The sequence below is a fragment of the Mucilaginibacter sp. RCC_168 genome (assembly GCF_041355315.1).
Classification (GTDB): domain Bacteria; phylum Bacteroidota; class Bacteroidia; order Sphingobacteriales; family Sphingobacteriaceae; genus Mucilaginibacter.
The window spans coordinates 1-15,420 of the sequence record NZ_JBFUPN010000003.1 but is presented as its reverse complement, the minus strand read 5'-3'; the positions used below and the strand labels follow the sequence as shown (position 1 = coordinate 15,420).

The window sequence follows — 15,420 nt, the reverse complement described above, 5'->3', positions numbered from 1 at the left end:
CACTATATATGAAAAAGTTATCTCTTACTTTTTGCCTTTTTATACTCAGCATCATTGCCTGCATGGCTCAACGTACTTTTACCAATCCATTGCTACCATCAGGTGCCGATCCATGGGTTATTTACCGCAATGATTATTATTACTATACCAACTCGACCGGTAGCAATCTCGTGATCTGGAAAACTAAACAGATCACGGATTTGGATAAAGCGGAGAAAAAAGTGATCTGGACACCGCCCACCGGTACAACACATTCTAAAGAACTATGGGCTCCCGAACTCCATTTTTTGAAGGGGAAATGGTATATGTATTTTGCTGCCGATGATGGCGATAACAACCACCACCGTTTATACGTACTGGAAAACGCCTCTGCCGATCCACTACAAGGCGAATGGACATTCAAGGGACAAATTAGCGACAGTACCAACAAATGGGCCATCGATGGTTCGGTATTTGAGAATAAGGGCCAGCTTTACCTGATCTGGGCCGGCTGGGAAGGTGATACCAACGGTCAGCAGAATATCTATATCGCCAAAATGAAGGATCCATACACCGTTAGTAGCGAAAGGGTGAAAATATCAAGCCCTGAATACGCCTGGGAAAAATATGGCGACCTACATGACGACAAAAATCCGGCCCATGTAAATGTGAACGAAGGCCCGGAGATACTAAAACATGGCAACAAACTATTCCTGATATACTCCGCAAGCGGTTGCTGGACAGATTATTATGCCTTGGGAATGCTCAGTACCACTGCCAGCAGCAATTTACTTAATGCCGCCTCCTGGAGAAAATCACCAGAGCCTGTTTTTAAACAGTCGCCGGAGAATGGTGTTTACGCGCCAGGGCACAATTCATTTTTTAAATCGCCAAATGGTAAGGAGGACTGGATACTGTACCATGCCAATTCCAAACCTGGCCAGGGTTGCGGGCATGATCGCTCTCCGCGGGCGCAAAAATTCACCTGGAATAAAGATGGTTCGCCAAATTTTGATGCGCCCCTCAAAACGGGAGAGCCTTTGCCGGTACCAGCTGAGTAAAAACTTTTTAAACCTTGAATTTTAACAAATTTCTGCTCAAAAACGGCGTAAAAACATGCAAAAACTCATTCAAAAACATCGATTTTAACACTTTTTAACAAATTTTAACGTGGTTTTAATGAGTTTTTGAAACTTTAAAAAGTATTAATTTTCTGATTATCAAATAACTAAATACAAAAAGTCTTTTTTTGACCTCATTTTGTCTTAACCAAACAGCCCGGTCGTCCAAAAAGGAGACCGGGCTGTGTTGTAAATACAATATACAAAAAGTTATTGGAAGATTTGGTGGCGGAGTTTTGTCTGGTTTAACACTACCAACTTACCCTGGCATCCCTCTACTTGCGCTGAAAGTGAGACTAAGAATCCCTCCGCGCATCATTGCGAGGAGGAACGATGTGGCAATCCCCTACTTACAGAGCGCCCCTACTAATTGGGGATTGCCACGCTTCGCTCCAATGACGTTATTTTTTGTCGGGTCATTTTTTTGACACCATTATCATTTTTCTATAAAACTTTATGCTTAAAATGGCGTGTATTATTTAAATCCAAACCATTAACATCTAAATAAACACGCATCCTGTATGAAAATAATTATTGTTGGTGCCAGCGGCACTATAGGCAAAAAAGTAACAGAGGCCCTTCGCGGCGAAAATGAGATCATCACAGCAGGTTCCAAAAGCGGCGATATACAAGTGGATATTACCAGTACAGAGTCCATCGAAGCATTTTACAAACAAACGGGCAGTTTCGACGCACTGGTGAGCGTTACTGGCAGCGCGCATTTTGGTCCGCTTAAAACCATGACCGCTAAAGATTTCGACCTTGGCCTGCAAAACAAATTGCTGGGACAGGTAAATCTGGTGCTCATCGGTCAGCATCATATCAACCCTAAAGGCTCGTTCACGCTCACCTCAGGTATCCTGGCAGATGATCCTATTGTGCTTGGCGCCAACCTGAGCACCGTGAACGGGGCAATTAATTCTTTTGCTAAAGCTGCCGCTATTGAATTGGAAAACGGTGTACGCATCAACGCCATCAGTGCCGGCGTGGTAGAGGATGCTCCGGGCTATTTCCCCTACTTCCCGGGCCATATCCCCGTAACTATGGATAAAGTAGCCAACGCCTATTACAAAAGCGTTTTTGGCGCCTTAACCGGGCAGGTGATACAGGTTTGGTAACCTCACCCCAACCCTCTCCAAAGGAGAGCTATAATAAATATGCTAAGTAAAATCCTCTCCTTTGGAGAGGATTTAGGTGAGGTCTACTCAAATTCACCCGCCTATCCAAGCGTTCACGCTTGGAGATTGTTTTTGGTAAGCGTCCACGCTTACTTTTTAATAACCTTAAGCGTAGACGCTTACATTAGGTTTGGATTCAAGCGTGGACGCTTGAATCGGCGAATTCTTCACTCCGTTCAGAATGACAAATATTTTTTATGATTACGCGCTGCCTAATCCAATCACACCTCCACCTCCCCAAAGTAGGGATATACATCATTTCATTTGAGTTTTAGGTTTAAAAAACATAAGTTTGATGTCTGTAAATCCTTTTTAATTTAATGAGCCAGTTAATCGAATCGTCAACTGTTCCCGGCTTTATACGTAATGTTGTAGCCAATATCCATCCCGATAGCCATACTTTTTTAATGCACAAGGTAAAAGATACCTGGGTTGAAATAACTTATAAACAGGCATTAGAAAAAATTGACGCCATATCGGCCTGGTTCCTGCGGATGGGTGTACAAAAAGGCGATCGTCTTTCGCTCATTATCGAGAACGGTCCGGATTATGTTTATTATGATCAGGCCCTGCAGCAGATCGGCGCTATCAACACCTCCATCTACCCTACGCTTAGCGAAAGCGAGATCGAATATATTCTGAACGATTCGGGCGCCAAAACCATTTTGGTAGGCAACCCTTTTCTGTTGCGGAAAGTTTTAAGGGTAGCCAATAACTGCGAGGCGCTGATCCGCATTATACCGGCTTTTGACGATTTTGAAAAATACAGCGATAAAGTAAATCTGAATGCCGGGGTGATTGGCTTTGATCAAGTGATACAGGAAGGTCTTGCCCTGGTTGAGCAATATAAACATGCCATCGGCGCTGCCCGCGAAGCTATTTTAACTACCGATATTTCCTGCTTGATCTATACTTCGGGCACTACGGGTATCCCCAAAGGGGTTATGTTAACACATCACAACCTTACCCAAAACGTGATCAACAGTTTGATCCAGATCCCGTACATCGAGAAAACAGATCTGTTCCTGTCGTTCCTTCCGCTGTCGCACGTGTTTGAGCGTACAGCTACCTATCATATTTGCCTGTCGAAAGGTTGTACTATCGCCTTTGCGCAAAGCCTGGAGCTGCTGGCCAAAAACATGGCCGAAGTGAAACCAACTGTACTTTGCTGCGTGCCACGCTTGCTGGAGCGCATCCATGATAAGGCTATCAAAAACGGCACATCTGCCGGAGGCGTAAAATCAAAAATATTCCTTTGGGCACTGGAGATCGGTAAAAAATACCGCCTGGTTCAGGAAGCCGGCAAAAAACCGGGCCTTATTTTAAAAAATCAGCATAAAATTGCCGAGAAACTGGTGTTCAGCAAGATCAAGGAGAAAACCGGCGGTCGCCTAAAATTTATGGTTTCGGGCGGAGGTGCTTTACCACGCAATATCGGCGAGTTTTTTGGCGACCTGGGTATTGTGATACTGGAAGGCTTTGGCTTAACAGAAACATCGCCGGTTATGGCCGTTACCGAATATCACCGGGTAATATATGGCACCGTTGGTCGTATTATTCCGGGTATTGAGGTGGCTATTCAGAATGTAGAAACACAGCACATTTATACCATTCAAACGCATGATAATTTTAAGGAAGACCTGCAATCGGAAGAAGGTGAGATCATCGTTCGCGGGCATTGCGTAATGAAAGGCTACTGGAACAAACCCGAAGAAACTGCTACCGTAATTGATAAGGACGGCTGGTTCCACACCGGCGATATTGGCAGGTTTTATCGCGGTAACCTGCAAATAACCGACCGCTTAAAAAACATGCTGGTAAATGCCTACGGCAAAAATATATATCCTACCCCTGTAGAGAACACCTACCTCAAAAGCCCTAAAATTGAACAGATATTTTTAGTGGGCGATAAACGCGAGTACATTACCGCCATCATTGTACCATCGCGCGAAACCATGCAGGAAACATTTGATTTAAAAGACGCGTTTTTTGAACAGCCAGATGTGTTTATTGAAGACAAAGAACTGGTTGACTGGATCGGTCAGGATCTGCGCAAGCTGAGCAACGAGCTGGCTAAGTTTGAGCGCATCAAGGCATTCAAAGTAAAACGTAACCCATTTAGCATGGACGATGGCGAGATAACCCCTACCATGAAAGCCAAACGCAAGGTGATCGAAAAGAAATACGCTGCCGACATTGACGAAATGTATCTCCAGGAAACAGAAGCTGATTAGACCGCTGATTTTTTTGATTACGTTGATTTCGCTGATGGATTAACCACAACGTCGTTGCGAGCGCAGCTTAATTATATTATTCGTAGAGACACATCACATGTGTCTCTTTTTGTTTAGCCACCACGTTAGCCCCCTCTAAATCTCCCCCAAAGGGGGAGACTTCAAAAAAAACATTTTAAAGCCCTCTCCTTTGGAGAGGGTTGGGTGAGGCTCTTTTGCTTCGTACCACGCAATGACGCGTGGAGAAGAAAAGACTCAAAAAAATCAACGAAATCAATGTAATCAAAAGAAAAATCAACGGTCTTTTTTGCTAACTTTGTTAGTATGAAACGATCAGGGAGTGCAGATCTGCCTTTACATTATGGTTATGTGCCGCAATGGCTTGCCGAGCGTATGGCTAAGCTGGGCCTGACTGTGGTGGAAAATATAGTGCTGGATTATGGCAAAGACGAGGTACTACGCCGCCTGAGTGATCCTTTCTGGTTTCAGAGCCTGGGCGCGGTGATGGGGATGGACTGGCATTCGTCGGGTATTACCACTTCGGTGATGGGCGCGCTCAAAAGGGCCATTAACCCACATAGCCGTGAGCTGGGCATTTATATTTGCGGCGGTAAAGGCAAGTACTCCAAACAAACCCCGGCCGAGTTGATAAAGATCAGTGAAACTATAGGACTCGACGGTAACCACCTGGTTAAATGCAGCAAACTGAGCGCTAAGGTGGATAATACCGCAATACAAGACGGCTTTCAGCTTTACACACATAATTTTATCCTGAGCGATACCGGCAAATGGGCCGTAGTGCAGCAAGGCATGAGCGCCGAAAGCCATACCGCACGCAGATATCACTGGCATTCGGAACAATTGACCTCTTTTGTTAACGATCCACATACCTTTATTTATGGGCAAAATCATGGCCTTATCCTCAACATGACTGATCAGCAGGCCGACAGCTCCCGCAACGGCGTAATGCAAATAGCCGGCGAAAATCCGGAGCAGATGTTACGGGAGATCAATAAACTGGTAATGCCTGGCCACCATCATGTAACCGCAAAGGATGTCGACCTGAAACGATTGGGCGCTGTATTATGGCTGGCTCATGAAAAGCAACCTGCCGATTTTGAAGAGCTGTTATTGTTACAGGGATTAGGTCCGCGGACCTTACAGTCGCTGGCATTGGTAAGCGAGGTGATACATGGCACGCCATCACGGTTTAAAGATCCGGCCAGGTTTTCGTTCGCGCATGGTGGTAAGGATGGCCACCCCTTCCCCGTACCAACCAAAGTTTATGACGAAACCATTGGCACTTTGCAAAACGCGATCTACAAAGCCAAACTGGGTCAATCAGAAAAGAACGAGGCCATCAAACGTCTGTCGAAAATAGCCGAGAATGCCGAAAAGGATTTTACTCCGAACGCCAATTTTGAACAGGTAATAGCCCGCGAACGTGAGGATTCCTGGAAATATGGTGGTCGTACGGTAATGGGCCGGGCCAAACCGCCTGTACAGCAGCAATTAAAGTTATTTTAATACCGTAGCAATGGCCTTTGCCGAATCTAATTGTGCCTGCAAAACCGATAGCTTTTGTTTGGCAAAGTCGGCTACATTGGCATTTGGGTAGTGGCTGGCAAAAGTGTATCGTTTGATCTCCGGTTCGTATTCATTAATTATTTCCTGTAAATAGGCATTATCAAACTGCTTTGCCTGTTTTTTTTCAAGATCAGTAATTAATTGTTGGTGAGCGGTATTCAAGGAATCTTCTGATGTTACAAAATTATCGGTCGCAAGTTTTTTTAAATCAGTGCCAAGCTGTGTGTGCTTATCCATCATCACTTTTGCAAACCGGATAATCTGCAGGTTTTTTGAATTAGACATCGCCAGATCCGAAATTTTAACAACAGCCTGGCTGGCCTCCGTAGCGTCTTTTAAAAAAGCTTCTTCCCTTGCATTTACGGTAGGTTCATTGTTATAATTACTGGGACGCTTGCGATCTGTGCAACCCTGTACCCAAACCAGTGTGATCAGTCCCATTAATATTCCTGCTATCTGCTTCATTTACTTGTGTGTATCTTATATAAAGCTTAACAAAATTTAATCCTATAGGTTTAATCAAAGCATCCATTATCGGTTTATGCATTCCAATTGTTACGTATTTTTTTTCATTTTCTTGTTGTGTAACCAAAAGGTTTCATTTATATTTGTAACCTAACGGTTTCAAATACTATTAACTATGCTTCAAAGAGACGTTTTTAAAGCCATTGCTGATCCTACACGGCGCGAGATCATCAATTTGATTGCTCACAGCAATATGAATTTAAATGCCCTGGCCGATAATTTTAACATCAGTCGCCCGGCAGTATCAAAACATATTAAAATACTAACCGAGTGTGGTTTGCTGGTGATTAAACAACAAGGCCGGGAACGTTTTTGCCAGGCCGATCTGCGCCAGCTACAGGAAGTAACCGACTGGGCCGAACAATACCGCCAGTTCTGGATGCAAAAACTGGATGCCCTGGGCGATTTTCTGGATAAAGAAAACGGAAGCGAAAAGCTGAAGGCATAAAGCTGAAAGCTAAAAGCAAAAAGTTAAATCAATAATTATAAACCAAAAAATAAACATTTATGAGCGCACAACCATTTGTGATAGACCGTGTTTATAACGCCCCTACTGAAAGAGTATGGGAGGCTATTACCGACAACAACAAAATGAAGGAATGGTATTTTGATATACCTGATTTTAAACCGGTAGTAGGCTTTGAATTTACTTTCACTGGCGGAAGTGAAGAAAAAACATATGTACACTTGTGCCGTGTGATTGAGGTTATTGAAGGCAAAAAACTTGCACATACCTGGCGATACAGAGATTATGAGGGTGACTCCGTGGTTACCTGGGAATTATTCCCCGAGGGCGATAAAACCAGGCTTGTATTAACCCATACCGGTCTGGAAACCTTCCCGCCACTAAAAGATTTCGCCAGAGAAAGCTTTACCGCCGGCTGGACCGAGATTGTTGGTCGTATGCTGAAGGAATATGTAGAGAAGGCATAATCGAAAATATCAATAGACGCATGTGATGCGTCCCTACCGAACCAAAACGTAGAGACACATTACATGTGTCTCCTATACAGGGTACCGTAATTCTTATTATCTTCGAATGAACGTTATGCTGAACAATCTTACCAACCATATCAAAAAGTTCGTGAAGCTTGACGAGGCTGATGAAGAACTGATCAATCAGGCAGTTACTATAAAATCCGTTAAAAAGAAAACTTTCCTGCTACAGCCAGATCACATCTGCCGCGAGCTATATTTTGTAAGCAAAGGTTGCCTGCGCCTGTATTTCATCAACAAAAAACTCAACGAACAAATAACCCAGTTTGCGATTGAAAACTGGTGGATGAGTGATCATGGCAGCCTGGAGAGCGGCAAACCATCCAGCTATTATATTCAGGCTGTTGAAAATTCCGAGGTTATCAGCATCAGCAAACTCAAGCTCGAGGAGCTTTTTGAAAAAGCCCCACAATTGGAGCGTTATTTCCGGATAGTGCAGCAAAGAGCCTTTACCGCCTCGCAAAAGCGCATCGAATACATTTACAGCATGAGCGACGAAGAGCGCTATCGTCATTTCAGCAGCTTATTTCCTGATTTTATACAGCGCATACCGCAATATATGCTGGCCTCCTACCTGGGTTTTACCCCGCAGTTTATGAGCAAAATACGGGCAAAAAAAGTTTAACCAACCCGGTATTTCTTAATCTTGATTCATTTTTTGAGGCGGTCTTTGTCCGGACCTTTGGATATCACAAAAAACAAAGAAAATGAAACCAAGAATTTTAATCCCCAAAGTAGATCCTGAAGCATACAAGGCATTAGGTGTTTTAAACACCTATATTGAAAACAGCAGCTTAACCAAAACCCATAAAGAGCTGATCAAAATACGTGCTTCGCAAATAAACGGCTGTGCCTACTGTATCGATATGCACACCAAGGATGCCCGCAAAGCTGGCGAAACCGAACAACGTATTTATGCCCTGAACGCCTGGCGCGAAACCCCTTTCTTTACTGAAGAAGAACGTGCTATACTGGCCTTAACCGAAGAAGTTACCCTGATACAAAACCATGTATCTGACAAAACCTATGAAGAAGCAGAACGCATCTTGGGCGAAAAATACCTGGCCCAGGTAATCATGGCCATTATTAACATCAGCGCCTGGAACCGGATCGGTATTGCTACAGGTATGCAGCCAGGTTTGTAAGTCTATCTCATTTGTCATCCTGAGGAACGAAGTATCTTCTTCAGTATACATGTCGCATAACAGATGCTTCACTCCGTTCAGCATGACAAGAAACTTCAATAACCAAAAAAGCCGGGTCTTTTTCAAGAGTCCGGCTTTTGGATTTGGATTTATAATTCAAATTAGAACACGCTAATTAAAATACTTGGTCAAATTGGTTAACAGCGTCTTTGCTTTCGAGCACGGAGTGCCCCATCAAAAACTCATCAACCTTGCGGGCGGTTTCGCGGCCCTCAGATATAGCCCATACCACCAGTGATTGTCCGCGGCGCATATCGCCAGCTGTAAATACTTTGCTTACATTGGTACGGTAAACACCTTCTTTTGCTTTTACGTTTTTACGCTCATCAAGCTCCACACCTAACTGTTGGATCAGACCTTCATGCTGTGGATGTAAAAAGCCCATAGCCAGGAATACACGCTGACAAGGTATTTCGCGCTCAGATCCTTCTACGATATTGAATTTTACCGGGCGACCCAGAAAATCCTGCTCCCATTCTACGTCAACTACCTTAAGCGCTCTTAGGTTACCTTCTTCGTCGCCTAAAAACTCCAGTGTATTTACACCCCAGAAACGCTCAGCGCCTTCTTCGTGCGAGCTGGTAGTTTTCATGATCATAGGGTAAGTTGGCCATGGCATGTGCTTGGTGCGTTGCTCAGGTGGTTGAAACATCACCTCAAACTGTTTGATAGAGCTTGCACCCTGGCGGTTTGATGTACCCACGCAATCAGAACCGGTATCACCACCGCCAATCACTACCACATCTTTACCGTTCACCAGAATATCTTCGCCCTTAACCTGGATGTCGCTCACCCGCTTATTTTGCTGTTTCAAAAAATCCATCGCAAAGTGGATACCTTTTAACTCACGGCCCGGGATGTTGAGGTTACGCGGTATGGTTGAACCACCTGCCAAAACAACGGCATCGTTATTACGTACCAGTTCATCGGCAGCTACGTTAACACCAACCTCGCTGTTTAATTTAAATACAACGCCATCTTTTTCCATCACCTCGATACGACGCTCTACCACCCATTTTTCCAGTTTAAAATCGGGGATGCCATAACGTAACAGGCCTCCTGGTTTATCATCACGTTCGTAAACGGTAACCGCGTGCCCTGCTTTTGTTAACTGAGCAGCAGCAGCCAGTCCTGCCGGACCTGAACCTACCACAGCTACCTTTTTACCGGTTTTAACCAATGGTGCGGTTTGTTTTACCAGGTTTTTCTGGTAAGCGATCTCGATAATATGTTTTTCAATTTCCTCAATAGCTACAGCGGGTTTGTTGATACCCAGCACACATGCCGACTCACATGGAGCGGGGCATATACGACCTGTAAACTCAGGGAAGTTATTGGTTGACGACAAAATATGATAAGCCTCTTCCCAGTTTTTACGATACACCGCATCGTTAAACTCTGGAATAATATTTCCCAGCGGGCATCCCGAATGGCAAAACGGAATACCGCAATTCATACACCTGGCCGATTGCTGGTTCAGCTTTTCGTCTGTATATAAATTAACAAACTCTTTATAGTTCTTTACGCGTTCAGCAGCGGGAACCTTGGTTGGTAATTCCCTGTTAAACTCCTGAAATCCTGTTGGTTTTCCCATTGAAATTTAGCCTATTGTTTGATATTGTAATTTCTCTATTGCTTTTTTATACTCTTTTGGATATACCTTCACAAATTGTGTAGATGCCAGTGCCCAGTCTTTCAGTATTTGCTGTGCAAGCTTACTGCCGGTTAGGCTGATGTGCTTGCGTAACAGTGTCTGTATCTGCTCGGTGTCCTGTAACGATAGTGGATCAAGATCAACCATCTCGGTGTTGCAGTTTTCGGCAAAAGTACCTTCGGGATTGTACACCCAGGCTAATCCACCGCTCATACCTGCCGCGAAGTTACGGCCTGTTTGTCCCAGTATCAGTGCACGGCCACCGGTCATGTATTCGCAACCGTGATCGCCTATACCCTCAACAACTGTAGTAGCACCAGAGTTGCGCACCGCGAAACGCTCGCCTGCCATACCGCCGATAAACAACTCGCCGGATGTAGCGCCGTATAAGGCCACGTTACCAATGATGATATTGTCTTTTGGTACAAAGGTGGCATTGGCTGCCGGGTAAATAGCCAGCTGTGCGCCTGATAAACCTTTACCTACATAGTCATTGGCTTCGCCTTCCAGCTCAAAGGATAAACCTTTGGTTGCAAACGCGCCAAAACTTTGTCCGGCCGAGCCTTTGAATTTATAGTTGATAGTGTTATCAGGTAATCCTGCCGATCCATATTTTTTAGATACCTCGTTTGATAACAAAGTACCAATGGTACGGTTAACATTGATCACATCAAATGACGCGAACACAGGTGTTTTATCTTCTAAAGCAGCTTTTGCGCTTTCAACCAGTTTCCAATCCAGTATATCGGCCATGCCATGATCCTGGCTTTCGCTGTTATACAGGGTCATGCCTTTGGTATTGGTTACCGGGTGCAGGATGCCGGATAGATCGATCTTTTTGGCTTTCCAGTTATCCAGGTGGTCTTTTACTTTCAGGAACTGAACACGGCCAACCATTTCATGAATGGTACGGAAGCCGAGTTCGGCCATGATCTCACGTAATTCTTCAGCCATAAAACGGAACAGGTTCACTACATGTTCAGGTTTGCCCGAGAATAGTTTTCTCAGTTCAGGATCCTGAGTGGCCACACCTACCGGACAAGTGTTCAGGTGGCATTTACGCATCATGATACAGCCACCGGCAACAAGGGCAGCGGTAGCCACACCCCATTCTTCGGCACCCATCAGGGCGGCAATAGCCAAATCCCTGCCGGTTTTTAACTGACCATCTGTTTGCAGTACCACACGGCTGCGCAGTTTGTTGCGTACCAGTGTTTGGTGAGCCTCGGTTAAACCAAGCTCCCATGGTAAGCCCGCGTGTTTTACAGAACTTATAGGTGATGCACCTGTACCGCCATCGTATCCGGCAATCAGGATCACATCGGCATGTGCTTTGGCAACACCCGCTGCAATAGTACCCACACCGGCTTTTGAAACCAGTTTTACGTTGATACGCGCGGCACGGTTAGCATTCTTTAAGTCGAATATCAACTGGGCCAGATCCTCGATAGAATAAATATCGTGGTGCGGCGGCGGCGATATCAAACCAACACCCGGTGTTGAGTGACGGGTTTTAGCGATCCAGTCATCAACTTTATGACCAGGTAATTGCCCGCCTTCGCCTGGTTTTGCACCCTGAGCCATTTTTATCTGCAGTTCATCAGCATTGGTCAAATAGTTGGAGGTTACTCCAAAACGTGCCGAAGCGATCTGTTTGATGGCCGAACGCATAGAATCGCCATTTGGCAATACTTCGTAGCGCATTTCGTCCTCACCACCTTCGCCGGTATTACTTTTACCACCAATGCGGTTCATGGCGATAGCCATAGTGCTGTGCGCCTCGTGCGAGATAGAGCCGAACGACATGGCGCCTGTAGCAAAGCGTTTCATGATGTTTTCGGCCGGTTCAACCTCATCAATGCTGATAGCTTCACGGTGATGGGCAAAATCAAGCAGACCACGTATGGTGAAATGCTTTTCGGTTTGCTCGTTGATTTCCTTAGCGTACTTTTTATATACCTCGTAATCATTGGTACGGGTAGCGTGCTGTAATAAGTGTACCGTTGTTGGGTTAAATAAGTGTGCTTCACCACGGCGTTTCCACTGATAGATACCACCTTCGGGCAGTAAATTATCAGCTGCTTTGGCGCTAAAGCCGATACGATGTTTGCAAAGCGCTTCGCGGGCAATTTCATCCAGGCCTAAGCCGCCTATACGGGTAACTGCACCAGAAAAATAACGGTCGACAACCGACTTGTTTAAACCTAATATTTCAAACACCTGCGATCCGTGGTATGATTGCAAGGTAGAGATTCCCATTTTGGAGAATATCTTCAGCAAGCCATCATTTACAGATTTTACATAATTCTTTTGCAGGTATTTGATATCCAGACTGGTTTCCAGGCTACCATTGTTTTTAATAGTTTCAATGGTTGATAGGGCCAGGTATGGGTTAATAGCAGTTGCACCAAAAGCCAGCAGGCAGGCAAAATGGTGTACTTCCCAGGCATCGCCGGTTTCTACAACCAAACCTACCGCGCCACGGCGACCAATTTTAACCAAATGATGGTGAACAGCAGATACCGCCAGTAACGATGGTATAGGCGCATGTTCAGAATCAACAGCACGATCTGACAGGATCAATACCTCAAAACCGTCATCAACCGCGTCCTCGGCATAACGGCAAAGCCTGGCTATACCTTTTTCCAGCGAACCCGGCATGCCATCAGCATTAAAATAAGTTTGCAGGGTTTTAGCATGGAACAAACCGGTATCAATACTGCGGAGTTTTTCTAACTGGTGATTTTTTAATATCGGGTGTTTCAACACTACGCAATGGCAGTGCATTTTATCTTCATCCAACAAATTACCGTTGTTACCAATGAAGGTAGCCAAACTCATTACCAAACGCTCGCGGATAGGATCTATCGGCGGATTGGTAACCTGGGCAAAAAATTGTTTAAAATAGCTCGACAGGTGCTGTGGCTTGTCAGACAGGATAGCCAATGGCACATCCGTCCCCATTGAACCTACGGGCTCTTTACCATCAATCGCCATCGGTTTAATGATGGTGTCGATGTCCTCGCGGCTGTAACCAAACACCTGCTGGTAGCGGAACACCGCCGGTTCAGACAATGGCGCAAATGCCAGGCGTGGTTCGGCCAGTTCGCTCAGGTTTATTTTATAGTTCTCCAGCCAGCGGCCATAAGGCTGCTGTGAAGCAATTTGTTGTTTAATTTCTTCGTCGGTAATAATGCGGGCCTGCTCAGTATCGATCAGCAACATTTTGCCTGGCTGTAAACGGCCTTTACGCAATACGGTGCTCTCGTCGATAGCTAAAGTACCGGCTTCGGAAGCGGCAATTACACGGCCATCATTGGTGATCACATAACGCAGCGGGCGCAAACCATTACGGTCAAGCACAGCGCCAACCAGTTTACCATCGGTAAAGCTGATAGCGGCAGGGCCATCCCATGGCTCCATTAAGGTAGCATGGTATTCGTAAAATGCTTTTTTAATCGGGTCCATTTGTTCGTTGCCATCCCATGCTTCGGGGATCAGCATCATCATTACATGTGGTAATGAACGACCGGAGTGCAACAGGATCTCGATGATATTATCCAGACAGGCAGAGTCAGACTGGTTATTATCGATCACCGGCATGATCATTTCCATTTCTTCGGCGCTAAAATAAGTCGAAGCATAAGATTTTAAACCGGAGTAAAACCAGTTTAAGTTACCGGTAAGGGTATTGATCTCGCCGTTATGGGCAATCAGGCGGAAAGGTTGCGCCAGTTTCCATGACGGGAATGTATTGGTTGAGAAACGCGAGTGGATCATGGCAAAGCCAGACGCGATACGCGGATCGTTCAAGTCTGAATAGTATTTACGCAGCTGAAAGGTAGTCACCATACCCTTGTAAACAAGGGTTTTGCATGATAGTGAGGTGAAATAAAAATATTCCGGAGCTCCGGGTACCGTTTCGGTAATGGTTTTATAAATATACCTTCTTAATACAAACAGTTTACGTTCAAAATCATCGGCATTGGTAATATGATTGGGCCTGCCAATAAATATTTGTTCCACATCCGGTTCAGAATGACGGGCGGTTTCGCCCACTGCCATGGAGTTAACGGTTACTTTGCGATAACCTAAGGCATGCATACCTAATTTTTCAATAGCATTGGTAATTACCTTACGGCAGGCTTTCTTTTGTGCCGAATCTTTCGGAAAAAATATCATCCCCACACCATACTCACCCGGCTCAGGCAGGCTGATCTCCAGGTTTGAGCATTCTTCCATCAAAAATTCATGTGGTAATTGTATCAGTATACCTGCGCCGTCGCCAGTTTCAGGATCGCATCCGCAAGCGCCGCGGTGTTCCATGTTCTCCAACATAGTTAGCGCATCGTCAATGATCTGGTATGATTTATGACCGTTAATATTGGTTATAAATCCTGTTCCGCAGGAGTCGTGTTCAAATTCTGGCCGGTAAAGGCCCTGGTTGCTCTCAGTTTGATTCATCGTAAAATTTAAACCAGTTTTATAAAAAGGGTGTAACTACGAAATTACTAAATACTACATAAATTATAAAATTATCGGTTATTTTTTAAAATATCTAAAAAATCCATTACCGAAGTAATGTTTATTTAACAAATCGGTAACAAAAAATACAGAATATTATGATTTAGAAAATGAAACGCTTAGTTTTCTTATTTAGAATCGATATAAAGTTGCACAAACAAAGCAATATTCAATTATAGCAACGGTAATTTTTGTTATAACAGAATTAAATTTTGTGTAATTTATCTATGTATTCTATAGGGTAACGCCTAATTTAACGTAGTGTATTATTTACATTAAGGTATCACTTCTAATTATCGCTTGGGGAAAGAGTATTAAAAAAAGTACGTCATTGCGAGGCACGAAGCAATCTTCTATGTTGAAAAACAAGTTTTGGATGAAATTTTATTCATATTCTTTAAAAAAAGGCAATAGTTG

At 44.4% G+C, this 15,420-nt stretch carries 11 protein-coding genes; 8 read left to right on the top strand and 3 right to left on the bottom strand.

Going from position 1 to position 15,420, the window contains the following annotated elements:
- Nucleotides 1–8 precede the first annotated feature (8 nt).
- From AB6735_RS02965 to AB6735_RS02950, 4 genes are all read left to right on the top strand, one after another.
- Nucleotides 9–1,040 (top strand): family 43 glycosylhydrolase, encoded by a 1,032-nt coding sequence (locus AB6735_RS02965; protein ID WP_370994338.1) that lies wholly within the window; start codon nt 9–11, stop codon nt 1,038–1,040.
- Nucleotides 1,041–1,621: 581 nt separating this feature from the next.
- On the top strand, nt 1,622–2,218 hold the full coding sequence (locus AB6735_RS02960) for a short chain dehydrogenase (RefSeq protein WP_370994337.1): 597 nt from the start codon (nt 1,622–1,624) through the stop codon (nt 2,216–2,218).
- 380 nt (nt 2,219–2,598) lie between these two features.
- The gene (locus AB6735_RS02955) at nt 2,599–4,512 is read left to right on the top strand and encodes a long-chain fatty acid--CoA ligase (RefSeq protein ID WP_370994336.1); all 1,914 of its coding nucleotides are present in this window, start codon (nt 2,599–2,601) and stop codon (nt 4,510–4,512) included.
- Nucleotides 4,513–4,836: 324 nt separating this feature from the next.
- Nucleotides 4,837–6,039, top strand: a complete 1,203-nt coding sequence (locus AB6735_RS02950) for a DUF763 domain-containing protein (RefSeq protein ID WP_370994335.1) — start codon at nt 4,837–4,839, stop codon at nt 6,037–6,039.
- Here the strand turns inward: AB6735_RS02950 and AB6735_RS02945 are convergent.
- The gene (locus tag AB6735_RS02945) at nt 6,031–6,564 is read right to left on the bottom strand and encodes a DUF4142 domain-containing protein (RefSeq protein ID WP_370994334.1); all 534 of its coding nucleotides are present in this window, start codon (nt 6,562–6,564) and stop codon (nt 6,031–6,033) included. The genes AB6735_RS02950 and AB6735_RS02945 overlap by 9 nt on opposite strands.
- Nucleotides 6,565–6,739: 175 nt before the next feature.
- Between AB6735_RS02945 and AB6735_RS02940 the strand changes: the two genes are divergently transcribed.
- The 4 genes from AB6735_RS02940 to AB6735_RS02925 all read left to right on the top strand — a co-directional run bounded on the left by AB6735_RS02940 (nt 6,740) and on the right by AB6735_RS02925 (nt 8,765).
- A complete protein-coding gene (locus AB6735_RS02940) occupies nt 6,740–7,072 on the top strand; it encodes an ArsR/SmtB family transcription factor (RefSeq protein ID WP_370994333.1) in 333 nt (110 codons plus the stop codon).
- 59 nt (nt 7,073–7,131) lie between these two features.
- Nucleotides 7,132–7,557: an SRPBCC domain-containing protein gene (locus tag AB6735_RS02935; RefSeq protein WP_370994332.1), complete on the top strand. Its 426-nt coding sequence runs from the start codon at nt 7,132–7,134 to the stop codon at nt 7,555–7,557.
- A 115-nt stretch (nt 7,558–7,672) separates the two neighbouring features.
- Nucleotides 7,673–8,245 carry a Crp/Fnr family transcriptional regulator gene (locus tag AB6735_RS02930; RefSeq protein WP_370994331.1) on the top strand — a complete coding sequence of 191 codons (573 nt, stop codon included), beginning with the start codon at nt 7,673–7,675 and terminating at the stop codon, nt 8,243–8,245.
- A gap of 82 nt (nt 8,246–8,327) precedes the next feature.
- Nucleotides 8,328–8,765, top strand: coding sequence for a carboxymuconolactone decarboxylase family protein (locus AB6735_RS02925; RefSeq protein WP_370994330.1), 438 nt, complete (start codon nt 8,328–8,330; stop codon nt 8,763–8,765).
- A 175-nt stretch (nt 8,766–8,940) separates the two neighbouring features.
- Here the strand turns inward: AB6735_RS02925 and AB6735_RS02920 are convergent, their stop codons facing one another.
- Both AB6735_RS02920 and gltB read right to left on the bottom strand, forming a co-directional pair.
- A complete protein-coding gene (locus AB6735_RS02920) occupies nt 8,941–10,419 on the bottom strand; it encodes a glutamate synthase subunit beta (RefSeq protein WP_370994329.1) in 1,479 nt (492 codons plus the stop codon).
- A gap of 6 nt (nt 10,420–10,425) precedes the next feature.
- Nucleotides 10,426–14,943 (bottom strand): glutamate synthase large subunit, encoded by a 4,518-nt coding sequence (gene gltB, locus AB6735_RS02915; RefSeq protein WP_370994328.1) that lies wholly within the window; start codon nt 14,941–14,943, stop codon nt 10,426–10,428.
- Nucleotides 14,944–15,420 lie beyond the last annotated feature (477 nt).

Excerpts from the sequence above, each read along its gene's own strand:
- AB6735_RS02965 (WP_370994338.1), top strand. The coding sequence starts at position 9 with ATGAAAAAGTTATCTCTTACTTTTTGCCTTTTTATACTCAGCATCATT.
- AB6735_RS02960 (WP_370994337.1), top strand. The coding sequence starts at position 1,622 with ATGAAAATAATTATTGTTGGTGCCAGCGGCACTATAGGCAAAAAAGTA.
- AB6735_RS02955 (WP_370994336.1), top strand. The coding sequence starts at position 2,599 with ATGAGCCAGTTAATCGAATCGTCAACTGTTCCCGGCTTTATACGTAAT.
- AB6735_RS02950 (WP_370994335.1), top strand. The coding sequence starts at position 4,837 with ATGAAACGATCAGGGAGTGCAGATCTGCCTTTACATTATGGTTATGTG.
- AB6735_RS02945 (WP_370994334.1), bottom strand. The coding sequence starts at position 6,564 with ATGAAGCAGATAGCAGGAATATTAATGGGACTGATCACACTGGTTTGG.
- AB6735_RS02940 (WP_370994333.1), top strand. The coding sequence starts at position 6,740 with ATGCTTCAAAGAGACGTTTTTAAAGCCATTGCTGATCCTACACGGCGC.
- AB6735_RS02935 (WP_370994332.1), top strand. The coding sequence starts at position 7,132 with ATGAGCGCACAACCATTTGTGATAGACCGTGTTTATAACGCCCCTACT.
- AB6735_RS02930 (WP_370994331.1), top strand. The coding sequence starts at position 7,673 with ATGCTGAACAATCTTACCAACCATATCAAAAAGTTCGTGAAGCTTGAC.
- AB6735_RS02925 (WP_370994330.1), top strand. The coding sequence starts at position 8,328 with ATGAAACCAAGAATTTTAATCCCCAAAGTAGATCCTGAAGCATACAAG.
- AB6735_RS02920 (WP_370994329.1), bottom strand. The coding sequence starts at position 10,419 with ATGGGAAAACCAACAGGATTTCAGGAGTTTAACAGGGAATTACCAACC.
- gltB (WP_370994328.1), bottom strand. The coding sequence starts at position 14,943 with ATGAATCAAACTGAGAGCAACCAGGGCCTTTACCGGCCAGAATTTGAA.